This window comes from Sphaerobacter sp., from assembly GCF_019683595.1.
Classification (GTDB): Bacteria; Chloroflexota; Chloroflexia; order Thermomicrobiales; family Thermomicrobiaceae; genus Sphaerobacter.
The window spans coordinates 1-23,025 of sequence record NZ_JADGHZ010000002.1; the positions used below are offsets into that span (position 1 = coordinate 1).

General features: G+C 67.0%; 19 protein-coding genes. 8 read left to right on the top strand and 11 right to left on the bottom strand.

Annotated features, from left to right (window positions below; all coding sequences use genetic code 11):
• Window positions 1-2 precede the first annotated feature (2 nt).
• The 5 genes from IRZ30_RS00305 to IRZ30_RS00325 all read right to left on the bottom strand — a co-directional run bounded on the left by IRZ30_RS00305 (window position 3) and on the right by IRZ30_RS00325 (window position 5,991).
• Window positions 3-722, bottom strand: coding sequence for a YggS family pyridoxal phosphate-dependent enzyme (locus IRZ30_RS00305; RefSeq protein ID WP_294081728.1), 720 nt, complete (start codon window positions 720-722; stop codon window positions 3-5).
• A 23-nt stretch (window positions 723-745) separates the two neighbouring features.
• Window positions 746-1,564 carry a peptidoglycan editing factor PgeF gene (gene pgeF, locus IRZ30_RS00310; protein WP_294081730.1) on the bottom strand — a complete coding sequence of 273 codons (819 nt, stop codon included), beginning with the start codon at window positions 1,562-1,564 and terminating at the stop codon, window positions 746-748.
• Between the two features lie 2 nt (window positions 1,565-1,566).
• A complete protein-coding gene (locus tag IRZ30_RS00315) occupies window positions 1,567-3,174 on the bottom strand; it encodes a spermidine synthase (protein ID WP_294081732.1) in 1,608 nt (535 codons plus the stop codon).
• A 167-nt stretch (window positions 3,175-3,341) separates the two neighbouring features.
• Window positions 3,342-4,979 (bottom strand): thiamine pyrophosphate-binding protein, encoded by a 1,638-nt coding sequence (locus IRZ30_RS00320; protein ID WP_294081734.1) that lies wholly within the window; start codon window positions 4,977-4,979, stop codon window positions 3,342-3,344.
• A 136-nt stretch (window positions 4,980-5,115) separates the two neighbouring features.
• On the bottom strand, window positions 5,116-5,991 hold the full coding sequence (locus tag IRZ30_RS00325; protein ID WP_294081735.1) for a hypothetical protein: 876 nt from the start codon (window positions 5,989-5,991) through the stop codon (window positions 5,116-5,118).
• A 987-nt stretch (window positions 5,992-6,978) separates the two neighbouring features.
• Between IRZ30_RS00325 and IRZ30_RS17130 the strand changes: the two genes are divergently transcribed.
• Window positions 6,979-7,101 carry an ATP-binding cassette domain-containing protein gene (locus tag IRZ30_RS17130; RefSeq protein WP_366945297.1) on the top strand — a complete coding sequence of 41 codons (123 nt, stop codon included), beginning with the start codon at window positions 6,979-6,981 and terminating at the stop codon, window positions 7,099-7,101.
• An 86-nt stretch (window positions 7,102-7,187) separates the two neighbouring features.
• Here IRZ30_RS17130 and nfi read toward each other — a convergent pair whose 3' ends face one another.
• Genes nfi through IRZ30_RS00340 form a run of 3 tightly spaced genes read right to left on the bottom strand, consistent with a single transcriptional unit; the run spans window position 7,188 to window position 9,452 of the window.
• On the bottom strand, window positions 7,188-7,868 hold the full coding sequence (gene nfi, locus IRZ30_RS00330; protein WP_294081737.1) for a deoxyribonuclease V: 681 nt from the start codon (window positions 7,866-7,868) through the stop codon (window positions 7,188-7,190).
• A 6-nt stretch (window positions 7,869-7,874) separates the two neighbouring features.
• On the bottom strand, window positions 7,875-8,855 hold the full coding sequence (gene fmt / locus IRZ30_RS00335; protein WP_294081739.1) for a methionyl-tRNA formyltransferase: 981 nt from the start codon (window positions 8,853-8,855) through the stop codon (window positions 7,875-7,877).
• A gap of 6 nt (window positions 8,856-8,861) precedes the next feature.
• On the bottom strand, window positions 8,862-9,452 hold the full coding sequence (locus IRZ30_RS00340; protein ID WP_294081741.1) for a Rab family GTPase: 591 nt from the start codon (window positions 9,450-9,452) through the stop codon (window positions 8,862-8,864).
• Between the two features lie 55 nt (window positions 9,453-9,507).
• Between IRZ30_RS00340 and IRZ30_RS00345 the strand changes: the two genes are divergently transcribed.
• The 7 genes from IRZ30_RS00345 to IRZ30_RS00375 all read left to right on the top strand — a co-directional run bounded on the left by IRZ30_RS00345 (window position 9,508) and on the right by IRZ30_RS00375 (window position 18,870).
• A complete protein-coding gene (locus IRZ30_RS00345; protein ID WP_294081743.1) occupies window positions 9,508-13,944 on the top strand; it encodes a DUF2298 domain-containing protein in 4,437 nt (1,478 codons plus the stop codon).
• Window positions 13,941-16,307: a DUF2298 domain-containing protein gene (locus IRZ30_RS00350; protein ID WP_294081745.1), complete on the top strand. Its 2,367-nt coding sequence runs from the start codon at window positions 13,941-13,943 to the stop codon at window positions 16,305-16,307. Before IRZ30_RS00345 ends, IRZ30_RS00350 begins: the two co-directional genes overlap by 4 nt.
• Before the next feature lie 70 nt (window positions 16,308-16,377).
• Window positions 16,378-16,992 carry a translation initiation factor IF-3 gene (gene infC / locus IRZ30_RS00355; RefSeq protein WP_294081824.1) on the top strand — a complete coding sequence of 205 codons (615 nt, stop codon included), beginning with the start codon at window positions 16,378-16,380 and terminating at the stop codon, window positions 16,990-16,992.
• Between the two features lie 39 nt (window positions 16,993-17,031).
• Window positions 17,032-17,232 (top strand): 50S ribosomal protein L35, encoded by a 201-nt coding sequence (rpmI, locus tag IRZ30_RS00360; protein ID WP_294081747.1) that lies wholly within the window; start codon window positions 17,032-17,034, stop codon window positions 17,230-17,232.
• Window positions 17,233-17,264: 32 nt separating this feature from the next.
• Entirely contained in the window at window positions 17,265-17,618 is a 354-nt protein-coding gene (rplT, locus tag IRZ30_RS00365) for a 50S ribosomal protein L20 (protein WP_294081749.1), read from the top strand.
• A gap of 14 nt (window positions 17,619-17,632) precedes the next feature.
• Window positions 17,633-18,496, top strand: a complete 864-nt coding sequence (locus tag IRZ30_RS00370; RefSeq protein WP_294081751.1) for an RNA methyltransferase — start codon at window positions 17,633-17,635, stop codon at window positions 18,494-18,496.
• 80 nt (window positions 18,497-18,576) lie between these two features.
• On the top strand, window positions 18,577-18,870 hold the full coding sequence (locus IRZ30_RS00375; protein WP_294081753.1) for an HU family DNA-binding protein: 294 nt from the start codon (window positions 18,577-18,579) through the stop codon (window positions 18,868-18,870).
• A gap of 159 nt (window positions 18,871-19,029) precedes the next feature.
• On the opposite strand, the gene plsX is transcribed toward IRZ30_RS00375, so the two are convergent.
• Genes plsX through IRZ30_RS00390 form a run of 3 tightly spaced genes read right to left on the bottom strand, consistent with a single transcriptional unit; the run spans window position 19,030 to window position 23,013 of the window.
• Complete coding sequence (gene plsX, locus IRZ30_RS00380; RefSeq protein ID WP_294081755.1) at window positions 19,030-20,070, bottom strand: phosphate acyltransferase PlsX; 1,041 nt, start codon at window positions 20,068-20,070, stop codon at window positions 19,030-19,032.
• A 31-nt stretch (window positions 20,071-20,101) separates the two neighbouring features.
• Window positions 20,102-22,018 (bottom strand): DNA topoisomerase (ATP-hydrolyzing) subunit B, encoded by a 1,917-nt coding sequence (gene gyrB, locus IRZ30_RS00385; protein ID WP_294081758.1) that lies wholly within the window; start codon window positions 22,016-22,018, stop codon window positions 20,102-20,104.
• 14 nt (window positions 22,019-22,032) lie between these two features.
• Entirely contained in the window at window positions 22,033-23,013 is a 981-nt protein-coding gene (locus IRZ30_RS00390) for a hypothetical protein (RefSeq protein WP_294081759.1), read from the bottom strand.
• Between the last annotated feature and the right edge of the window lie 12 nt (window positions 23,014-23,025).

Consider the following 23,025-nt stretch of genomic DNA (forward strand, 5'->3'; position numbering starts at 1 on the left):
CACTAACCAAAGATCGCTCGGCCGACCCGGATGATGGTCGCGCCCTCCTCGATGGCCACCTCGTAGTCGTTGGTCATGCCCATGGAGAGCTCCGGCAGCACGATGCCGGTTGCCTCCTGGAGCTGGTCGCGGAGCGTGCGCAACGCCGCGAAGACAGGGCGCGTCTCCTCAGGGTCGTCCACGAGCGGGGCGATGGTCATCAGCCCGAGCACGTGAAGGTTGGGTTGCGCCGCGGCGTGACGGAGCAGCGCCTCCGCATCCTCCGGCGCGCAGCCGTGCTTCTGCTCCTCTCGTGCGACGTTGACCTGGAGCAGGATATCCTGGCGCTTCCCCTCCCGCTCGGCGCGGCGCTGCAGGGCGTCGACCAGTCCGGGGCGATCGACCGAGTGGATCAGTGAGAAGAGGCGAACGGCGTCTCGCGCCTTGTTCGTCTGCAAGTGGCCGATCAGATGCAGTGTCGCGCCCGAGTCCAGGACCGACGCGAAGAGGCTGGTCACTTTCTTGGCCGCGTCCTGGACTCGGTTCTCACCGAAGTCGCGCAGCCCCGCGGCCCAGGCTGCCTCGACGGCGGCGCTCGCGTCGGGCGGAAGCGTCTTGGTCACGCCGACGATGCGGATGCCGGCCGGGTCGCGTCCCGCACGCTCAGCGGCGGCGCGCACGCGTTCCTGCACCCTCGCCAACTTCTCGGAGACAACCGCCGCGTCGGTTCCTCCAATCACCATTGGCTCCCTGCTCCTTGCTTAGTTCACTGCGGCACGAGCGCGATCACTGCGGCGAAGCTCGCAGGCGGCGCGCCCGTCACGCGGCGGGAACGGTGGGAGAAGAACCGGTCCGCGTTGCAGCGAGTGCAAACCCCGGCCACCTCGATCTGATCGGCCGGAACTCCTGCCGCGACGAGCGCGGTCCAGTTGGCGCGCCACAGGTCGAAGATGGTGCGACATCCGTCGCGTCGGACCGCCAGGCCATCGGGATCGAGCTCGGTCGCGCGCCACGCCTCGATGACTTCGTCGCCCACCTCGTAGCAGCAGGGTCCGATCGACGGTCCCAGCCCCGCAATCAGGTCGCGAGGGTCGCAGCCGAGTCGTTCCTGCATCGTCCGGATCGTCGCGCCGACTACGTCGGCCACCGTGCCGCGCCACCCGGCGTGGATGGCCGCCACGGCACCCCGCTTCGGATCGTGCAGCAAGATCGGCACGCAGTCGGCGCAGAAGGCGACCACCGGGACTCCAGGTTCGGCGGTAACGAACGCGTCCCGCCCCTGAATCCACGTGCCCGGCAGAAAAGTTTCGTCTCCCGCATCAGGCCCGAGGCCGTTGCGCGAGACGAGCGCGACCTCGGCGCCGTGCACCTGCCGCCCATAGGTCCAACATGCGGCGTCCACGCCGATGGCGGCGGACCAGGCGGCACGGTTCGCCGTGACGATCGCTGGGTCGAGTCCGGGCCGGTTCGTCACCGTCCCCTCGGCTGGAAGGTTGGACGTTCGCCCGGTGATGCCGTGCCGTACCATAGCCGGGTCGAAGCACTTGAACCGGAAGACCGGCAATGTCTGCGTTTCAACCCCCACCGTTAGCGCCCCGTCGCCGTGTCAATGATCATCAGATCTACCACCCGCTCCACCGGTGCCCAGTCGTCGGTGAAGACAAGCTTCGGGTCCGTCGAGGTCCACTCGCGGATATTCCCCGTTTTCAAGCTCATCTCGCCCACGTCCCGGATCAAGCCTGGCGGCAGGCGCTCGATGTTCTCGGCGAAGTTGGCGATGTCGGTGGGCTGGTTGGTGCCGATCACCATGCTGTTCGCGAAGCGCCCCACGTCGATGATGTAGACGTTCGGGTAGACCGACTTCATGGTCGAGGCGATCACGTCGACCAGCCGGAAGTCGGTAGCCGTGCGGCCGGCATTGACGACCGCGACGCCATTGGGCGTGAGATGGTCACGCACTTCCTGGAAGAACTCCCGGGTGGTCAGGTGGAATGGGATGTAGGGCTGGTGGTAGGCGTCGATGCCGATCACGTCGTACTGGCGATCGGTGGTAGCCAGGAAATAGCGTCCATCCTGGACGATCACGTTCAGGTTCGGCTCGTTCATGTCGAAGTACTCGCGGCCGACCTTGACGATCTCCGGGTCGAGCTCCACCCCGTCGATCGGAATCGGCCCATAGGCGGCCGTAAACTGCTTCGGCACGGTGCCGGCCGCCAGGCCGATCAAGGCCATGCTGCGCACATCGCTGGGACTGGTGTCTGGGTTGAAGTAGGGGGCGACCATGAAGTAGTCCCATGGTCCACCGGTCAGGGGGCGCTCCGGGTCGTAGATCGAATGGATCGCGTGGCCCTCGTTCAGTGACAGGTAATGTGCGCTGCCGTCCCGGACGACCTGGATGTAGTTGTACTGGGACTCCTCCTCATGCACGATCTCGCCGTACTCCGGCGGACGAATCGCGCTCGTCTCCCAGAGCGCGGCGACAGCCAGGACGATTCCGGCCAACAGGATGGCTCCGAGCGCTATGACGCGCGCCCGCAGGAGTAACAGCCCGATGACCGATGTGCCGATCAGGATCAGGGAGAAGGTGTAGAAGGTCTTGTAGGTTCCGACCCACGGGATCAGGAGGAGCACCGGCAGGAAGCTCCCGATGATGCTTCCGACCGTCGAGAGCGCGTAGAGTGACCCGGCGGTGTTCCCTGCGGAGGTGACGCTCAAGAGGCGCAGGCGAATAGCAAAGGGCGATACGAAGCCGAGCAGGGTAACCGGCACCGCGAACAAGAGGATGACCCCGAGCAAAGAGCCGTAGAATGCGCCGACCGCGAGATCCTGAAAGGCGACGAGCGAGCGCTCGAGGATCGGGCGCGACATTAAGGGGATCAATCCCGTCGCGAAGCCGGCCACGGCGGTGATGGCGAAGAGCAGGGTCGCGCTCGGCCACCGGTCGGCGACCCGGCCCCCGAAGTAGTACCCGATCGAGAGATACAGCATCGTCAGCCCGATGAGGTTGGCCCAGATGATCGTCGAGTCGCCGAAGTAGGGGCCGAGAAGCCGTGAGGCGGTCAGCTCGATGCCGATGCTGCAGATGCCGCCGACGAAGACGATCAACAGGAGTAGCCAGTTGAAGACCTGCGGTCGTCGCGCACCCGGCGCCGGTGTGGTCTCCACTACCTCCGTCGTCTGGGGACTGGTTGTCACGAGTACCCCTATCTGGGCAATGCGGCCCGGAACGGGCCCACGCGGCTGAACACGCCAGGATTATACCGGAGCCCCCGCCGATCCTGAGCGGGTCGGCGGGGGCAGACGTCGCTAGGTCTCGCGCGCGGAGCCTCGATCGAAACGGGATCGGCGCCGCGTGAGGCGGCCTAGTACTGCTCCAGCTTGATCGGCACGTCGATCAACACCGGTTCGTCTCGCTGGAGCGCGGACGCCAGCGCCTCACTCAGCGCGGCCGGGGACTCGGCGCGCATCGCCGCGATCCCGTAGGCCCCTGCGAGCTTGACATAGTCAGGGTTCACGAGATCGACGTCGATGTAGCGGCCAGGGTAGGACTCACGCTGGGCCACCTTGACCGCCGTATGGGTGCTGTCGTTGAAGATCACGATCGTGACCGGAATTCGGTGGTGCGCGGCCGCACCCAGCTCCTGCATCGTGAACTGGAAGCCGCCGTCGCCGTTCAGCGACACCACCTTGCGGTCGGGCCGGGCGATCTTCGCACCCAACGCCGTCGGCAGCGACGACCCCAGCGTCCCAAACCCGCGCGGGAAGGTGAAGGTCCGCGGCTCGTAGACGGGGAAGTAGCGCACCGCCTCGTAGCACATCATCGTCATGTCGCAGGTGACGATGGCATCGCGCGGTGTCGCCTCGCGCAGCGCCCGCAGGTAAGCGACATAACGCTCGGCGCGCTCGTCCGCCGGCTGGAAGTTGGCCTCCCGTGCGGCCCGGACCTCCTCGGTCGACCAGCGCCCCTTCGGCCGTTTCCCGGCGCGCACCGCTTCGAGCAGCGCCTTCAGTGTGAGCGCCGCATCGGCCACGATGCCCACGGCGGTTGGGTAGCGCCGTCCGATCTCATGCGGGTCGATGTCGATGTGGATCAGCGGCGTCGGGAGCGGCATCGTGCCCTGCGCCGTCGTGCGGACTCCAAGGCCGGTGCCGATGGCGATGGTAAGGTCGGAGCCTTTCATGAGCGGCACGATTGGGCTGTTCGGTGACCAGCGGTAGCCGAAGGCGCCGACGGCGTAGTCGTCGTCCTCCGGGATCGCACCCTTGCCCATGAGCGAGGTGCACACCGGCGCGCCCAGCTCGTGCGCCAGCTCGCGGAGGAGGGGAGAGACCTCCTCGTCGTCGCAGCCACCTCCGGCGAAGATGAAGACCCGATTCGCGGCGGCGATCAGGTCGGCTGCCTCGGCGACCTGCGCCGGGTCGGGAGCGGTGCGCTCACCCTCGCCAACCGGCAGCTCGTCGATCTCGACCTCCTCAGCCATGACGTCGATCGGGATTTCGAGGTACACCGGTCGGCCGCGCCCGGACTGCACCTGCCGGAATGCCTCAGCGACGGCGCTCGGGATTTCCTTCGCCGACATGACCCGGTGCGCCCACTTCGTCACCGGGCGCATCACGCCCATTTGGTCCTTCATCTCGTGGAGGTTGCCCTCCAGCGAGTCGAGGTACTTGCGCTCCAGATTGGTGGCGATGACGACGACCCGCGAGCTGTCGGCGAACGCCTCACCCGCGGCGGTCACCACGTTGGTGACACCGGGACCGGTGACGATGAGGGCCACTCCCGGCTTGCCGGTGGCACGATAGGCCCCGTCGGCCATGTACCCAGCACCCTGCTCGTGGCGCGGGAGAATCGTGGCGATATGATCGCTGTCGTAGAGGGCGTCGTATGCGTCGAGGGTGTGCACGCCGGGGATACCGAAGGTGGTGCGGACGCCGTGCGCCTCGAGGGCTTTGATCAGCGCCACACCACCGCGAACTTTCCGTTTCACTGACATCGCCATCGCCGCGTACTCTCCTTACCACTGGCCGCCGCGCATCACCCGTGCCCGGTGGGGGCAAGGGCGCACCGAGCGGCGTCCTGCCCGCTCTCCACCGATACCGACCAATCGGCACATGCTTGCCTAGTATAGCGTCCTTTCACGCTGCCCGGCGCTCGCTGGGGTCGGGGTCGTCGCGGCGGCGGGACGGGAGGCGTTCGCGCAGCGCGGCACCGAGCCGATCCGGGTGGTTCGCCGCGACAGACAAGACGTTGATCGGCCGCGAGGGACCTGTGAACGTTCGGAAACGCACGGGCTCGTCTACCTCGATCCTCAGATGCGTGCGGCCGCCGATGCTGAGAAAGGCCACCCCCGTTTCGCCTTCGGGGAAAATCAGACCCTCGCGACCGTCAGGTGTCTTGCGCTGCTCCTCCTCGAGACCGACGATCCGGTCGTATGGAATCACCGCTTCGTTCAGGACGCCATAGCGGACACGCAACCCCTCAGGTTCCAGGCGGTGGGGGAGGACCACCAGCGAGGCGTACAGGCCGAATGCCCAGACCACCGCGTAGATGGCCAGGATCAGCAATATCCAGCGGAGCCAGGCCCAGGGGATCAACAACTCGAAGAGGATGATCTCGACCGGCGTGGTGAACAGAATGACCACGAGAAAGATGCCGAGGATGGAGCCGGCGTGATACGGGAAGTCGTCCGGACCGTAATGGTAGCGCCGCGTGACCCAGCGGATGAGGCAGATCCAGACGCGTGGCTCCATGACGATGAATCGCGCCATCACCCGCGGGAAAACGACGGTCAGCGCGTCCTCAGCGGCGGTCCACGGATCGACTCCGTCGCGCCGCCCGGCGCGGAAGCGTCGCACGGCGACGATCGCCTGCCGCGCGGCGATCAGCGCGATCCCGCCCTCGATGGCGACCACGATCGCCACCGCCTGCCCGAGTGAAAGCACACCGCCCCGGACCAGGACGATCTCGACGACGATCAGGGCGGGCAACAGCCACTTCAGAAAGCGCTCCACCGCCCGTCCTTCCCCCAAGCGCGCCGCAGCGCGACCCAGCGCTCTGCCGTTGTGCGCACTGTACACTGACAGGTAGCGGCTGGACGAACCGCAGCGGCGCGAAGTCCAACAACTGCACGAATTCATCCGGTCGACGATGGCAGGCTTCCGCGCGCGGGACTGGTAGGACGACTGCGTGGACTGGTCAAAGGTCCCGCAGGGCGACACGGCACGTGCTCGAAGGATCTTGGTCGACGGCCAGGTGGCGGGAAACGTCTTGTGCTGGGACGACGCGAGCCGGCGGATGCTCGCGTACTGGACCGGTCAAACGTACTCGGGACTCGGCGACGCGACTCGTGCACCCGCGGTTTTCCTGCGGCAGGTGGAAACCCAGCCCGGCATTTGTTCGCCACGGTCGCTCCTGACATCATCGCCTCGATCCGTGTGCTGGGGACGTGCGGTGTCAATCGCCTGCCGATCACTGACGTCCGTGCCGTCGGGGCCGGGGAGTTCGACACAATCACACTGAACCTGCGCCCACGAGCACATGCGGATAAGTGCGCTTATCCGCAACGATGATTGCTCCGCCTCGGCGCCGACATCTCCGCCCATCCCGCCGGCTTCGCGCCGGGTGTAAGTGGGATCGTGGCTTCGTGCAGGTGCCAGGAGCGCGTTCAGGTGTCCGCGAGCACTGAGCGACCATCCCTTGTGCCGTCCGCGGATCCCTGTCCGTTGTCGGCCGGAACCCGTGAGCCACCGTTGGTATAGGTTGCCCGCAGAGCGCGTCGTTCGCCAGGGACACGCGGCGCAACGGACGACGGTCGAGATATCCAGAGTTCCACGCTAGACCCATCCTGAATTCCTAGGTCCCCGGTGCCAGTGCCTGAGCGCGTCCCTCCACCTCGCTTGATGATCCCAGCGCATGAGGATCGACGGCATGCCTGATTTCCCGCGGGACTCGACCCTGGCGGCCAGCGATGTGATCACACAACACCGATGGAGCTGATTATGTCCACCGCAGGTGAGGCTCTGGGTGTGATCGGTCCGACCGGCGCGGGTAAGTCGAACTTGTTGCGGGTATTGGCGGGCGACGTATCCCCGTCATCCGATGACATGCAACTCGCACGCTGAGAATCGTCGGTATTCTGACCTGGCGCAGAGCCGGAGGGTGAGGATGTCGCTTACACCGGGATAGACCACGAAGGTCGGTGGCGCCGTCAGTCTCGGGAATCGTTGGATGGAAGCGCGCGAGCGGCATCCTGCGCCAGGCGGTGCGCCCGGCGCGACGGCTCAGGGAGGCGGTAGCGGGTCGTCGTGCGCAGCGTCCATTCGACCGCGTCCTCCAGCGTGACGAGGTGGCCGACCGAGACGTAGACCGGTGTGACGCCGGCGCGCGTGCGGACGGCCATGCCGATCACCTCGTCGTCCGCGACGAGTGGCGCCACACTCCCCCGTTCATCCCCAAGCGGCTCATGGCGGCCGACCAGGATCGACTTCGCCACGCCGATGGTGGGCAGACCCAGCTCAACACCGAGGTGGCAGGCAATCCCGGCCCGGCGTGGATGTGCACGTCCCTGCCCATCGACCAGGATCAGATCGGGTGACTCAGGCAGTCCCCTAATGGCCTCAAGGCACAGCGGCGCCTCGCGGTAGGACAGCAGACCTGGAATGTACGGAAAGGGGACCTGTCCCAAGGCGACGTAGTGGGCCAGCTCTTCCAGCGTGGGATACGCGCACAGGACGGCTGCGGCGACGCCCTGTGTTCCGCGCAGGTGGACGTCGACCGCGGCGATGAGGCGCGGGGGCGTGGCGAGCGGTCGCTCCACGACGGAGCGGGCGAGTTCCCGCTGCCGCTGGCGATATTCGTTGATCAACGCGGCACGGACCGAATCCGCCATGCGCGCTCACGCTCCCGCCTGAGGGCCGCTCCCCTCCCCCATCTCCTCCACCGGCGCAAACCGCGCACCGCGAGGGAGCCGTACGCCACGGGCCCAGTCCTCCGCCGACATCTCGCGCTTTCCTTCGGGCTGCACCCGAAGGAGCAAGAGGTCGGTAGAACCGGTGGAAACTCGAGGCGGCTGCGCTGTGAGATTGATGGTGCCGGGGGGTTCGGTGCTTACCGCCTGGGATATGTCGCAAGCGAGGATGGCCAGCCGGCGGCCCTCGAGAAAGCTCCAGGCTTTGGGCCACGGTTGCATCGCCCGCACCAGACGCTCGATCGCCGCAGCGTCCTGGCGCCAGTCGATCCGAGCGCCCGCCGTCGTGAGCTCACGGGTATACGTCGCGGCCTCGTCGTCCTGCGGCACAGCGTTCAGCTTCCCTGCGACCCAGCCGGCTACCACGTCCGGCAGCATCTCCGCCGCCAGGTTGGCGAGGCGCTCTGACAAGGTTCCGGCGGTCTCCGTCCCGTCGAGCGGGATGCGGCGCTGGGCAACGATCGGGCCGGCATCCATGTGTCTGATGAGCTTGATGATCGAGACCCCGGTCTCCGCGTCGCCGTTCAGGATGGCCGCCTGCACCGGCGACGAACCGCGATACCGCGGAAGCAACGAAGGGTGCACGTTGAGGCACCCGTGGGGTGCCAGGTCGAGGACCACCTGGCGCAGGATTTCTCCATACGCGACGACCACCATCACGTCCGGCGCGACGGTCGCAAGTTGCTCGACCGCATCCGGGTCGCGCAGCGTCTCCGGCTGGAAGACAGGTAGACCCAGCTCCAGGGCGGCCTCCTTAACCGCCGGGGGGCGCGGCTGCCGGCCGCGTCCCGCCGGACGATCCGGCTGGGTCACGACGAGCGGGATGGTGAACCGGGCATCCGAAGCCAGCGCTCGAAGCGAGGGGACAGCGAATGCCGGTGAGCCGAGGAAGACGACGGAGATGGCCATGGCAGCCTATCGCTGTGCGGCGCGCGCGTGGCGGTACGCCGCTTCCGCCAAGAGGGTGAACGCTTGCGTCACATTCTCGCCGGTCTTGGCAGAGAGGAACCCGTGCGGTGTTCCGAGATGCCGCGCCAGCACCCGGCCCCACATCGGAGGGAAGACGAGGCCGAGGTCGATCTTGTTGCCGACGATGATCAGCGGCGCATCCGGCGCATACCGGACGCAGCGGGCATGCCACTCGATCAAGGCCTGGAGCGAGGCGGGCTCGGTCACATCGTAGACCAGCATCCCGGCCTGGGCCCCAATGTAGAAGTTCGGCCGGTTCCCGGCCTGGCCCTCAATGTCCCAGATCGCCAGGCGGACCGTCTCGCCGTCAATGGTGAACTCTTGTGTGGTGATGTCGATGCCCAGGGTGATGTTGCGGGCCTCGCTGAACTTGCCCCGCGCATACTTACGGATCAGCGAGGTCTTCCCGACGTTACCTTCACCGCCGACGATCACCTTGAGTGTGCGCATGAGCGAGTTCCCATCGTCGAGGATGTGGGTTGTGATGCCACCCCAACCCGCCGCCCGAGTATAGGCTTCCCGCCAATGGGGGGTCAACGGCCCGATTGTCCTGGTATGGTCCCGCTGTTATGATTTCGCAGCAATGAGGAACGTGCTCGCTCCCCGCGCCGGTTGGTATATCGCTGTTGGCGCGATCCTCGCCCTCGCCCTGGGCCTGCGACTTTTCGGTCACAACTGGGATGATGGCTGGTACCTTCACCCCGACGAGCGCTTCATCGCGATCGTGGTGAGCGACCGCATCCACGTCCCTTCGGCTGGTGACCTCTCAGTCATCTTCGACCCGGCCCGGAGCCCACTGAACCCTCGCGCCGACGACGCCGACGGCAGGCCCCAGTCCTTCGCGTACGGCAGCCTGCCCCTCTACGTCGTGGCAATCGTGGGGTGGTTTGCGGGGCACCTGACCGGCGTTGACTACCACGCCTATCGCAACGTCGCAGCCGTAGGTCGTCCCCTAACGGCACTCCTCGACACCGCCACGGTGCTCCTCGCCATGGCGTTCGCAGCCCGGGTCTACGGGCGAGCGGTCGCCGCACTCACGGGCATCCTGCTCGCCACCAGCGTCATCCTGATCCAACTGGCCCACTTCTTCACGACCGACACCTGGATCACCTTCTTCGCCGTGGCGACCCTGTTCGCGGCGTTACGGTTGTGGGAGACGCGCCGGCTTGGCTGGGCCATGGTCGCCGGCGCCGCGGTGGGTGCGGGGTTGGCGACGAAGGTCAGCGTCGTCACGCTCCTGGTCCCGGTGCTCGTCGCGGCCCTGGCACCGGAAGGACGCCCCCGCCGGCCGTTTGTCGAGCGTTCGGGTGTGATCCGCCTCGGGGCTGCCGCGGTGGCGGCGCTGCTGGTCTTTGCGGTCTTCGAGCCGTACGCGCTGTGGCGCCCTGGCCCGTTTATCGAGGACGCGCTGACCCAATGGGAGATCGTTAGCGGCCGATTCGACGTGCCCTTCACCCGCCAGTTCGTCGGCACCACGCGGGGCGTGTACCAGATCGACAATCTGGTTCGTTGGGGCCTTGGCCCGCTGCTCGGACTCGCCGCCATCGCCGGCACGCTCGCCGCGATTCGTCGAACGCTTCGTCACCGTTCCCCGGGGGACATCCTCCTGGTCACCTGGGTCGTGACGTACTTCGCACTCGTGGCGACCGCCGAGGCGAAGTTCCTGCGCTATATGGCCCCGATCGTCCCGGCACTCGTTATCCTCGCCGCTGCCTGGCTCACGGACCTCGCCTCGCGCCACGAGCTCCACCGATGGCGCCGGGCCGTCACCTGGTGCCTGGTCGGTCTCGTCGTACTCGGCACCGCCGCCTGGGCACTGGCCTTCGAGGCGATCTACACGCAGACGCACCCACGCGTCGCGGCATCGGAGTGGATCTACCGCAACATCCCACCCGGCGCGACGCTCACCGCCGAGTACTGGGACGACGCGTTGCCCATCCCCGTCACGGGCCAACCGCCGGACACCTACCGCACGCTGACGCTCGACCTCTACGCTGACCGGCACAACGAATCAGCCTTCGCCTACCTTGTCGATCAACTGGCGCAGGCCGACTACATCGTGCTCTCGAGCGACCGGCTTTCCGCTTCGATCCCGCGTCTGCCCTGGCGCTACCCGGTCTACAAGCAGTACTACCACCTGCTCGACACCGGTCAGCTCGGTTTTCAGCTCGTCTACCATGGCACCAATTACCCGCGGCTCGGCCCCGTGACGATCGTGGACGAAGCTGCCGACGAGAGCTTCCGCGTCTATGACCATCCCGAGGTGCGCATCTACAAGAAGGTGGAGCGGCTCTCCACCGAGGAGCTACGCGATCGCTTCGCCTGGGCACTGGCACAGCCCTGGTGGCCGACTCGCGAGCGGCCGGATGCCTACCTGCTGGACGGCATGCCGCCCGGGCAGCGCCAGGCAGCGCAAGACCTTGGGTGGTCCGCCAGACTGACGCGGAACAGCGTGGCCGCTACCGTCGTCTGGCTCATCGCGCTCGCGCTTCTGGGCCTTGCGACATTGCCGGCGACGCTGCTCCTGCTCCGCGCCTTCCCCGACCTGGGCTGGGGTCTCGCGCGGACCGTCGGGCTCGTCGCCGTCGGCTACCTCGTCTGGATCGGCGCCAGCCTGGGCGTGAGCCGCTTCACGCTGCCCTGGATTATCGTCGCGGTCGTCCTGACCGCGTTCGCCTCCTGGGGTGGGCTCCGCGGGCAACTGCCGCCCCTGCTGTACGAGGTGCGCAGACGTCGGCCGGTGATCATCGCCAGCGAATTGGCCTTCCTCGTCGGGTTCGGGTTCTTTCTGTTCCTCCGCTCCCTGAATCCAGACCTCTGGCACACCTACTGGGGCGGCGAAAAGCCGATGGAGATGGCCTACATCAGTGCCATCGGGCGGAGCGCCACCTTCCCGCCGTATGACCCGTGGTTCGCCGGCGGTGTAATGAATTACTACTACTACGGCTTCTACCTGATGGCCCTGCTGTGGAAGCTGACCGGCGTACCTCCTGAGATCGGCTTTCAGTTGGCGGCCGCCACGCTCGCGGGTCTGGTCACCGCGGCTGCGTTCAGCCTCTCCGCGGCGCTCTGCAGCCGCGCGCTGCGCCTGGAGCACCCCCGCGCGATCGTGAGCTGCGGCGTATTGGGGACCGTGCTGCTGGTCGCGATGGGCAACCTCGACGCGGTGGGCCAGATCGTGGCGACCCGTTCGCTGCGCGTCGACTACTGGCAGAGCAGCCGGGTCGTCGACTACGCTATCACCGAGTTCCCGTACTTCAGCCTGCTCTGGGCCGACGTGCACCCCCACCTGCTGGCACTACCAGTCATGCTCCTGCTGCTGGCGCTGCTCTATGCCTGGCTCCTGCGTCCGCCAGATACCCGCGGAGGATTCTGGCCGTGGCTCTGGAGCGGTGCGGCCGCCTTGACCGGCGGATCGATCGCGGTCATCAACTCCTGGGACCTCCCGCTGACCGTCCTGTTCACGGGCGCCGTGCTCGTGACCGCCGCGCTCCGGAACAAGCGGCGTCCGTGGCGGACCGTCGGCTTCGCCGTACTCCAGTGCGCTGCTCTCGTGATCGTTGCTCGCTGGTTGTTCGAGCCATTCTTCAGCCGCTTTGTCGTCCTCGTCAGCGGCGTCGCCCGTACCACGGAGGGGACAGCGCTGCCCCAGTACCTGGTCCACTTCGGGCCGTTCCTCGGGATCGTGGCGTTGGCGGGCCTGACCTTCGCCGTCCGGCACTACGCGGTGCGTGCGGCGGCGCATGACAGTGCCCCGGTCGACATGTTCGTCGTACTGACGACCGTCGTGGCTGCCCTGGCCGGGTACACAATCGTGGTCCTCGTGCTCGGACCGCTCAGGTGGCTCTCGATCGGTGGGATCGCGATCTCACTCTTCGGCGCGGCGGTGATGGGGTTCGGGGTTCCTCTGGTCAGTTGCGGGAGCCTCACGGCGATCCGGCCCGTCCTGCCGCTCCTGGCTGTCGTGGCAGGAGGTCTGGCCCCCGTCCGGCCGACCGCTGCGGTGTTGATTCCCGCGCTCGCGGTCTCGGCGGCGCTCTGGGTCCGGCTGCGCGATCGCCCGGGCGCGGGGATGGCAGCGCTCGCCTTAGCTGCCGCCGTCGGCATCGGATTCGGGGTGGATCTCGTCTACGTCGTCGACGATCTGAGCGGCTCGGATTGGGCCAGGATGAACACCGTCTTCAAGTTCTACTTCGAGAGCTGGCCCCTCTACGCGCTAGCCGCCACAGTCGCAATGGCTTGGTTGATCCGGGCCGTGCTTTCGGGGACGGTGTCCAGCCCGATCGGCCTGATCGCCCACCCCAAGGCCCGCGGTCGGCCGCAGCGAGGGGTAGAACACACCGTGCAGGTTCTGGTGGCTCGCGCGGCGCTCGCGGGAGCGGTAGTGCTCGTCCTTGCCGGCCTCGCCTATCCCATATTCGCCACCCGCACCCGGCTCGCCGAACACATGCCGGGCAGTCCCACCACACCCACACTTGACGGGCTGGCCTGGATGCGGGGGTCGTGGATCTTCAACGCGGCGGGACAGCCCATCGACTTCAGCGGGGACTACGACGCGATCCGCTGGCTCCGCGAACACACTCAAGGCCTTCCGGTGATCCTGGAAGCCAGTATCGGGCCATACCGCGGCAACGGGAGCCGCATCGCGGCCGCCACCGGCCTGCCGGACGTGCTCGGCTGGGATCGCCACCAGCGCCAGCAGCGGCCCTGGCCGGAGATCGACGAGCGACTGCTCGACGTCCGGCGCATCTACACCAGCACGGATGTGAACGAGAAGCGCGCGCTCCTGCACCGCTACGGCGTACGCTACATCATCGTCGGAGACGTGGAGCGCCACACGATCATCCAGGCGCCCTTCGCCGGGGCGACGCAGCCGGCTGAGCCGTACGCCTCGCCCGAGGGATTGGCAGCGTTCGACCAGATGCTCGGCACTGATCTCAGGCTCGTGTTCGAATCGGGGAACACCCGGATCTACGAGGTGCTCCCCGTCCCCAGCCTCCCGCCGCTGGCCTCCCGGGGGGCGTCATGAGCGTGATCGACGCCCTGACCCAGGGCCTCGCCTGGTACGGGGTCGCGTTCGTGTTGAGCGCGCTGCTCTACCCGATCGTCTTTCGGGCAAGCCCGGCGTTGCCCGACCGCGGGTTGAGCCTCGCGGGACCGTTGGGCCTCCTCTTTGCCGTGGCCGGACCGTGGTGGCTGGCGGCTGCCGGGATCGCGCGCTTCACCAACACCCTCCTGGTCGCGATCCCGCTGGCGGTCGGCGCTGCCCTCTGGGCATGGGAGATTCGCCGGGGAGAAATCCTCCCCTACCTTAGGCGAAACATCGGCACCGTGCTGCTCTGGCCCACGTCGACACTCGTACTATTCCTGGGTTATGTCGTGTTCCGCGGCTTCAACCCCGACGCGGCCTACACTGAAAAGCCAATGGACATGGCGATGCTGGCCAGCGCCATCCGCGCGACCGACATGCCGCCGCCTGACCCGTGGTTCGCCGGCCAGCCGATCAACTACTACTACCTGGGATATGTCTTGATGGCGGCACTCGCTCGGCTGTCAGGCTCGGGTCCTGGGGTCGCCTTCACTCTTAGCCTCGCGACCACCTTCGCCTACGCCACTGTCGCCGCCGCCGGCACCGCGGCCAACCTCGTTCGCGCTGCGCGCCTCGGCAAAGCCACGGGTGGTCGTGGCACCGCCTGGCTGGGCGGGATCCTCGGTGCGCTCCTGCTCGTCGGCATCGGCAACCTGGAGACGCCGCTTCGCTTCCTTCGAAACCCGCGAGCGACGCTGGACGCCGGCTGGTGGAGCGGGGTCGGATGGCAGGCATCGCGCGTCATCGTTGACCAGGGCGTGCCGGGGTCCAGCGGGCCCCGACCGACGATCAACGAGTTTCCCGCTTTCTCCTTCGTCCTGGGAGATCTCCACCCGCACGTCCTGGCCTATCCACTCTTCATCGCCACGATCGGACTCGCCGTCGGGCTGTTTTCCCTGTGCGCGAGCGGAGGAGCTCGTGGAGGACTGCGACCGCTCCTCTTCCCGTTGGCGGCGAGCGGGATCGTCGCCGGAGCACTCTACGCCATCAACTCCTGGGATCTCCCAACCGCCCTGGCGCTCACGTGCGGGGGGCTGCTCCTAGGGGCGGGCCGGTGCCAGCTCCGCCCCGCACTCGTGGCGCTCGCCGTCCTCGTCGGCGCGGCGCTCCTCACCGCGCTGCCGTTCGCGCTCGGCTACACCCCCGCTATCGGGACCAGCGTGGATGCGATCCCTGCCTGGATCGCCGACCTTCCCGTCGTCGGGCGGCTCGTGCGAACCGTCGGAATCGTCATCTGGCCACGCAGCGCAGCGACGGCGCTCCTAACGATCTATGGCCTCTTCCTCGGGATTACCGCGCTCCTGATCGCCGCCCTCTGGATCCTCACCCCACAGTCGCGGCGTCCTGTGAGCGGTCTGCTCCTGGCGGCCGTGCCCGTCGCCATGGTGGTCGGAACCCTGGCACGCTTCGCGGCGCTCTGGCTCATCGGGATTCCGCTGGCGCTCCTGTTGCTGCTCCTGCGCCGGGCGCCGGCCGAGCCCACGATGCGCGCGACGGGGGCGCTCCTCGCGTTTGGTTGGGCACTGGTGCTCGTACCCGAAGTCGCGTTCCTGCAGGATGCCTTCGGCGACCGGATGAACACCGTCTTCAAGGTGTACTTCCAGGTCTGGGCGATCCTCGCGGTTGCGGGTGCCGCCGCGATCGTCCTCGCCATGCCTCGCCTGCGCGACGCCCTCGGCCGCGCGCCTACCAGGGCTGCGGGCGCATTGCTGGCGCTCGTCATGCTCGGCGCGGCACTGTACCCGCCACTGTCCGCGTACCGCTGGACCGACGGTTTCGGCGACTGGCGAGGCATTGACGGTCTGGCCTACATCGACACGACGTCGCCCGCTGAGGGAGCCGCGATCGCATGGCTGGCGGCGAATGCACGGCCCGGTGACGTGGTACTCGAGGCTCCGGGCTGCTCCTACGGCGTTGCGGCCGGGCTACCGCATGACCGAGTATCGATGGCTACGGGGCTCCCGACGGTGATCGGCTGGCACTTCCACGAGTACCAGTGGCGCAGCGGACGGCCGGAGGAGCTCGCCGAGATCGGGCAGCGGCAGGCAGACGTGAATACCATCTACCGTGACCCTACCAGCCCGATGGCCCGTGCCTTGCTGGAGCAATACCGTGTGCGCTATATCTACGTGGGTACGCACGAGCGCGACGGCTATGAGCCTGGGTGCACGGTCGGCCCGCCCTATCCGGAGGACGGCTTGGCCGCGCTTGAGCAGCTTGGCTGGTCGCGGGTCTTCCAACAGGGCGATGTGGTTATCTTCGAGCGCCCCGACGACCCGAAACTGGCGAGTCGGCCAAATTGACCGCCTTGCCGCGGCTATGCTAAGATTTCGAGCGAGGTTCGCCTGATTGCCGCAGCACGCGCGGTCGTCGATGCTGCGGCTCTGTATTGTTCAACGGGAGGCATCAATCAGTACGACGAGACCAGTACGAACCAACGAGCGGATCCGCGTGCCGGAAGTTCGCCTCATCGACGAGGACGGCACGCATATCGGTGTCATGCGGACGCGCGACGCGCTCGAGATGGCGCGTGAGCGGGGCCTCGACTTGGTCGAGGTACAGCCGAACGCATCGCCGCCCGTGTGCCGGCTCATGGACTACGGCAAGTTCCGCTACGAAGAGAGCCGGCGCGAGCGGGAGTCGCGCAAGAAGCAACGGGCGGTCGTGGTCAAAGAGGTGCGGCTACGGCCCAAGATCGACGACCATGACCTCGCCACCAAGGGCCGGCAAGCGTACCGGTTCCTGCAGTCCGGGGATAAGGTGAAGATCTCCGTGCTGTTCCGTGGGCGCGAGATCGCGCACCAGGACATCGGCGAGGGTCTGCTCAATCGACTGGCGGAGCAACTGGCTCCGGTCGCGGTGGTGGATCAGGCACCGCATATGGAAGGCCGGACCATGGTGATGATGCTGAGCCCGAAGGCCCCCGCACCGGAGCGTGGCGAGTCGGAGCGCCCCGAGGCGAACGAAGGATCAGGCGCGGAGCAGTAGGCTGCGCCACGGGAGCGAGAAGGACACGAGGACACAGCAATGCCGAAGATGAAGACCCACAGCGGCACCAAGCGCCGCTTCAAGATCACCGCAGGCGGCAAGATCATGCGCATGCATGGTGAGCGCAGCCATCTCCGCCGCAAGAAGGCGAAGCGCCGGCTGCGCGCGTTCGACAAGATGATCGAGGTCGCTCCGGCCAGCCGCAAGCAGCTCCGCCGGCTGCTCCCGTACGGCTCCTAACCCGGCCCGACTGACGAGGGAGTGGACACGAAATGGTTCGCGTCAAGCGCGGCACCGTTGCGCGCCGTAGCCACAAGAAGGTGCTCAAGCAGGCCAAGGGCTTCCGCGGCTCGCGGAGCCGCCGGTTCAGGGCCGCCAATGAAGCGGTCATGCGGTCGCTGACCAACCAGTACCGCGACCGCCGCAACCGCAAGCGCGACATGCGCCGGCTGTGGATCGTCCGCATCAACGCCGGTGCACGCCAGCACGGTTTGCCCTACGGCCGCTTCATCGAGGGTCTCAACAAGGCTGGCGTCGAGGTTGACCGCAAGATGCTCGCCGACCTGGCGGTGCGCGACAGCGTTGCCTTCGGGCGGCTGGTCGAGGTGGCCAAGCAGGCGCTGTAAGGGCCGCCTGGGCCATGTCCGACTTCGGACCGACGGTCACCAGCAGCCAGAACCGATGGGTGAAGCTCGCCCGATCGCTCCAGCGACGGAAGGCCCGCTACGCAGAGCGGGCTTTTCTTGTTGAGGGGGTACGGCTCATCACCGACGCCCTCGACGCGGGCGCAGCCCCGTCGGTTCTCTTCATCGACGCGGAGAAGGAGCACACGGCTCTCCAGGAGCTTGCTGCGGAGGCTGGTGCCCGCGGCGCACGGGTTGTCCCGGTGACGAGTGCCCTCCTCCGGTCGATCGCCGACACCGAGACACCGCAGGGCGTCGTCGGCATCTTCCCCTTCCCGCAACTCGGGGAGCGTGAAAACGCACACGACAAAGTCACCGCGCCACTGATCCTGATCGCCGACGGAATTCGAGACCCGGGGAACCTGGGAACGCTGCTGCGCGCGGCGCTGGGCGCCGGGGCGAACGGCGTGTACGTGACCGCGGGCACAACCGACCCATTCGCGCCGAAAGTCGTCCGCGCCGGGATGGGCGCGCACTTCCGCCTCCCGATCGCCCACCTGGACTGGCGGGCGCCGGACCCAAGAATCGCCGGCATCGCCACCCGCATTGCCGCGACGGCCGACGCCGATATCGTCTACGACGCAATCGACTGGACCGCCCCGGCGTGCGTCATCATCGGCAGCGAAGCAGACGGCCTTTCCCCGGCCGCGCGGGAGTTTGCGACCGCGACCGTGCGCATCCCACTAGCGGGTGGCCTGGAGTCGCTCAACGCGGCGATGGCGGGCACCGTGATCCTCTTCGAGGCCGCGAGACAGCGCCGGGCACGTGAATTGCGCGGTAAAGGTGAGACGATAAGCGTACATACGCGCCACAATCCTTGATCTAGCATCGAGATGTGCTATAGTGGACGCGACGTTTCGTCACAACGGCCCTCGCGGCCGACGATGGGAGGGATCGACTCATGAGGAAGAGCGACCTCGTCAAGGCGGTGGCACGGAAGGTCCAGCAGCCGGAGAGCCACGTCAGCACGGTCGTCAACGCGACCTTCGAGGCGATTCGCGAGGCGCTAGCGTCGGGTGATGAAGTCGCCATCACCGGCTTCGGCACCTTCCGGATCAGCGAGCGGGGCGCGCGCGAGGGGCGCAACCCGCAGACCGGCGAGCGGATCACCATCCCGTCGCGCCGCAGCCCGAGCTTCAAGCCCGGGACGCAGTTGAAGCGTGCGGTGAGCGGCGAGGCCGCGGCTGCCGACTAGTTCAACCCACCCGATCACGAATCTGGGCGGGGCTCGATCGCTGGAGTTCCGCCCAGCATCCCTGGATTAAACGCCAAACTGACCTGTGAGAGTGCCGTCCACGGCCCTCAGGCTTGGTGCGCGCGTCTCGACGTACGGCAGTCGAGAAGCGCGTGTGAGCTACGCCCGCTGGGCGTCTTGTTCCACCATTCCGCCCATGAGGGAATCGACGAGGCCCGAGGCTGCGGCTCGCTGCGCCGCGGCCACCGCATTCTTGATCGCGGTGCTGTCGGACCTCCCGTGCGCGATGATCACGATGCCGCGTACCCCGAGGAGCGGCGCGCCGCCGTACGCCCGGTAGTCCAGGCTGCGGGCCACCTGGCGTAGCCTCCTGCGCAGCAGCAGCGCCGGTATCCGGGTATACCACCGGGCGGTCAATGCCTCGCGCAGCGCGGATTGTACGAATGCCGCGGTCCCCTCCGCGGTCTTGAGCAGCACATTCCCGGTGAAGCCGTCGCAGACGACGGCGTCGACTGTCCCGGAGATGATCGCGTTGGCTTCGATGTTCCCAGCGAAACGAATATCGGGAGCCGCCGCAAGCAGGCTGTGAGTCTCCCGTACCAGGGTGTTCCCCTTGCCCGCCTCCTCGCCGTTGCTGAGCAGCCCGATCCGCGGCTCGGGCACACCGTCAACATAGCGCAGGTACGCCGTGGCGAGGCGCGCATACTGCACCAGGTGCTGGGGTCGGGGGTCCGTCACCGCTCCCGCGTCCAGCAACAGCACGGAACCACCGGTGAGCTTGGGGAATGGTATCGCGATCGCCGGACGGTCGATCCCCGGCAGGCGACCCAAACCGAAGAGCGCCCCTGCGACCACCGCACCCGAGTGCCCGGCCGATACGACTGCCGATGCCCGCCCCTCTTTGACTTCCTCGATGGCCACCACGATCGACGCACGGCTCTTGCGCCGCACCGCTGCGACCGCCTGGTCTTCCATCGTGACGACGTCGGGGGCATCAATGATGGTCAGTCCGGGAAACGGGCCGCCAAGCCCGCGGACGAGACGCTCGACCTCCGCAGCGCGCCCGACCAGCGCCACCGGGATCCCCAATTCCCGCACCGCCCGGACGCCGCCCTCGACCGGCTGCTCCGGAGCGCGATCACCGCCCGACGCGTCCAACGCGATCGGCAGGTTCTCCCGCGACGTCGCGGTTCTCTCCAAGATGGTCCCGGCCCTCTCCAGCCGCTCCGGATCAAACGTCCAGGTTCTGCACTTCGCGCGCGTGCATCTGGATGAAGCGGCGGCGCGGCGGCACGGCGCTCCCCATCAGCATGTCAAAGGTCTCATCGGCCCGCACGGCGTCTTCCAGCGTCACCTGGAGCAGCGTTCGGTTCTCCGGGTCCATCGTCGTTTCCCAGAGCTGCTCCGGGTTCATCTCGCCCAGGCCCTTGTATCGGACGATCTCCCACGTCTTGTTCGGGCCGCCCGCGGCGATGATCTCGTCGCGCTGCGCATCGGAGTAGACGTAGTGGATCTCCTTGTCCGACTGGAGGCGATAGAGCGGCGGTTGGGCGATGAACAGCCGCCCGTCGACGATCAGGCTCTCAAGATGGCGGAAGAAGAAGGTCAGCAGCAGCGTCCGGATGTGCGCCCCGTCGACGTCGGCGTCGGTCATCAGGATAATCCGGTGATAGCGCAGCTTCGACGCGTCGAACTGGTCGCCGATCGACGTGCCGAGCGCCGTGATGAGCGCACGGATCTCCTCATTCTGGAGCATCCGGTCCAGGCGTGCCTTCTCGACGTTCAGGATCTTCCCGCGCAGCGGCAGGACCGCCTGGAACCGCCGGTCACGTCCCTGCTTGGCGGAACCGCCTGCGGAATCACCCTCGACGATGTAGAGTTCGGCCCGCGCCGGATCACGCTCCTGGCAGTCGGCGAGCTTACCCGGGAGGCTGAGCGTGTCGAGTGCACCCTTGCGCTGCACCAGCTCGCGCGCCTTGCGGGCTGCCTCCCGGGCACGCGCCGCGGTCACACACTTGTCCACGATGCGGCGGGCCGCTTGCGGGTTCTCGTTCAGGTAGGTTGCCAGCGCGTCGTTCACCACCGATTGGACCTGGCCCGCCACCTCGGCATTCCCGAGCCGCCCCTTGGTCTGCCCTTCGAACTGTGGCTCGGGCAGCTTGACGCTGACGATGGCCGTCAACCCCTCGCGGACGTCCTCACCGCTGAGGTTTTCATCCGTCTCCTTGAGGAAGCCGGCCCGCCGCGCGTAGTCGTTGATCGTCCGGGTCAGCGCGGCCTTGAATCCGGTGAGGTGCGTCCCACCGTCGATCGTGTTGATGTTGTTGGCAAAGGTGTACGTCGACTCGGCCACGCCGTCGTTGTACTGCAGCGCCACCTCGATCAGGTTGCCGTTCACTTCCCGCGAGACGGCGAACGGCCGCGGCTGGAGCACCTGCCTTCGGCGATTGAGGTGCCGCACGAACGAGACGATCCCCCCGTCGAAGTAGAAGGACATCTCGCGGTCGGTGCGCTCGTCCCGGAAAGTGATCTGGAGCCCCTTGGTCAGGTAGGCGATCTCCCGGAAGCGCTGCATCAGCGTGTCGAAGTTGTAGTTGATCGAGTCGAAGATCGTGGCGTCCGCCTTGAACGTCGTCTTGGTGCCGTGCTCGTCTGGCCCGACCTCACCGACCTGCTCCACCGGCGTGACCGGCCGCCCCCGCTCGTAGCGCTGGCGGTACAGTTTCCCGTCCTTACGCACCTCGACGACGACCCACTCCGACAGGGCATTGACCACCGACGCGCCGACGCCGTGGAGGCCGCCGGACACCTTGTATCCGCCGCCGCCGAACTTCCCGCCGGCGTGGAGCACGGTCATGATGACCTCTAGCGCCGACTTCCCCAGCTTCGGGTGAACATCCACCGGAATGCCGCGGCCGTTGTCGACGACCGTCACCGCGCCGTCGGCGTGGATCGTCACGTCGATCCGGTCACAGTACCCTGCCAGGGCCTCATCGACGCTGTTGTCGACGATCTCATACACGAGATGGTGGAGGCCACGGATGTCGGTCGTCCCGATGTACATACCGGGGCGACGTCGAACGGCTTCCAGCCCTTCCAACACCTGGATGCTTGACGCGTCGTACTTGGAAAGAAGTGCTTCTGCCACGAAACTACGACCTTTCAACTCGCTGGGCCGGCCGGGGCATTAGAGAGTGGACCGGGTTGGCCCAGCGCTCGCGCCCGGTCCCGATAGAAGAGCATCGCCGCAGCGATGACCCCGGTTGCGATGAAGGCGTTCCCGCCCATGGCCAGCACCACGCCCACCGGCGAACTGGTGAGGAGGTTGAGGGCCACGGGCACGCCGTTACTGATCACGAAATAGACGATGATGAATCCAGCCGCGCTCCAGACATTCCGCCGAACCACGTTGTAGCTGAGGTAGATGGCACGCAGCGGTCCAACATCCGAGACGACGATGGCGTACTGCGCGAAGAACAGCAGGAAGAACAGCCACATCCCCGCGGACCACGCCAGCAGAACCAGGAGCGGCACCGCATTGATCCCGATCACCATCAGCACCACGCTGGTGAAGATGACCGGCAAGATCAGCAGCATTGCGCCGAGGATCGTGATGACCACGAACCCAAGCATCCGCATGGCGTTACGGCCCGCATCCCGCCAGAACCGCCTATTGAAGGGCTGCGCCCGTACCACGTACGCCACGCCGGTGAGGTAGAGCGTGCCGACGATCAGCCCGGCGACCACCAGCGCAGCCGCCAGCGGTGGAATCGACCACCACGGCAGATCCGTCAGCCACAGGTGGTCACCGACCGCCGCGACGGCACTGTGACCGAGCTGGCCGACCAGCGTCGGAATGCTCACACCGAGCAGAGAGACGAGGTCGAAGCTCTCCCCGAATCGCACGACCTGATCGACCGCCTCAGCGTTGACGTCGGGAAGTGAACGAAGCCACCGCTCCACCTCGTCGGCCAAGGGCTTTACGGAGAGACTCACACCGAGCCAGAGGTAGAGATCGAGGAGCACCGGCACGAGCGCCAAGTATGGGCGCTGGACGACCAGAGCGAATGCCTCGCCGAACGTGTCGATGATGCCCGGCAGCTTCTGGTTGTCCGCCTCGCTCGGTCGCCGTTGACTCTGCACGTGGGCTCCGTC

Excerpts from the sequence above, each read along its gene's own strand:
- IRZ30_RS17130 (WP_366945297.1), top strand. The coding sequence starts at position 6,979 with ATGTCCACCGCAGGTGAGGCTCTGGGTGTGATCGGTCCGACCGGCGCG.
- fmt (WP_294081739.1), bottom strand. The coding sequence starts at position 8,855 with ATGGCCATCTCCGTCGTCTTCCTCGGCTCACCGGCATTCGCTGTCCCC.
- IRZ30_RS00370 (WP_294081751.1), top strand. The coding sequence starts at position 17,633 with ATGTCCGACTTCGGACCGACGGTCACCAGCAGCCAGAACCGATGGGTG.
- rpmI (WP_294081747.1), top strand. The coding sequence starts at position 17,032 with ATGCCGAAGATGAAGACCCACAGCGGCACCAAGCGCCGCTTCAAGATC.
- nfi (WP_294081737.1), bottom strand. The coding sequence starts at position 7,868 with ATGGCGGATTCGGTCCGTGCCGCGTTGATCAACGAATATCGCCAGCGG.
- infC (WP_294081824.1), top strand. The coding sequence starts at position 16,378 with ATGCTGCGGCTCTGTATTGTTCAACGGGAGGCATCAATCAGTACGACG.
- IRZ30_RS00305 (WP_294081728.1), bottom strand. The coding sequence starts at position 722 with ATGGTGATTGGAGGAACCGACGCGGCGGTTGTCTCCGAGAAGTTGGCG.
- IRZ30_RS00350 (WP_294081745.1), top strand. The coding sequence starts at position 13,941 with ATGAGCGTGATCGACGCCCTGACCCAGGGCCTCGCCTGGTACGGGGTC.
- IRZ30_RS00375 (WP_294081753.1), top strand. The coding sequence starts at position 18,577 with ATGAGGAAGAGCGACCTCGTCAAGGCGGTGGCACGGAAGGTCCAGCAG.
- rplT (WP_294081749.1), top strand. The coding sequence starts at position 17,265 with ATGGTTCGCGTCAAGCGCGGCACCGTTGCGCGCCGTAGCCACAAGAAG.
- IRZ30_RS00320 (WP_294081734.1), bottom strand. The coding sequence starts at position 4,979 with ATGGCGATGTCAGTGAAACGGAAAGTTCGCGGTGGTGTGGCGCTGATC.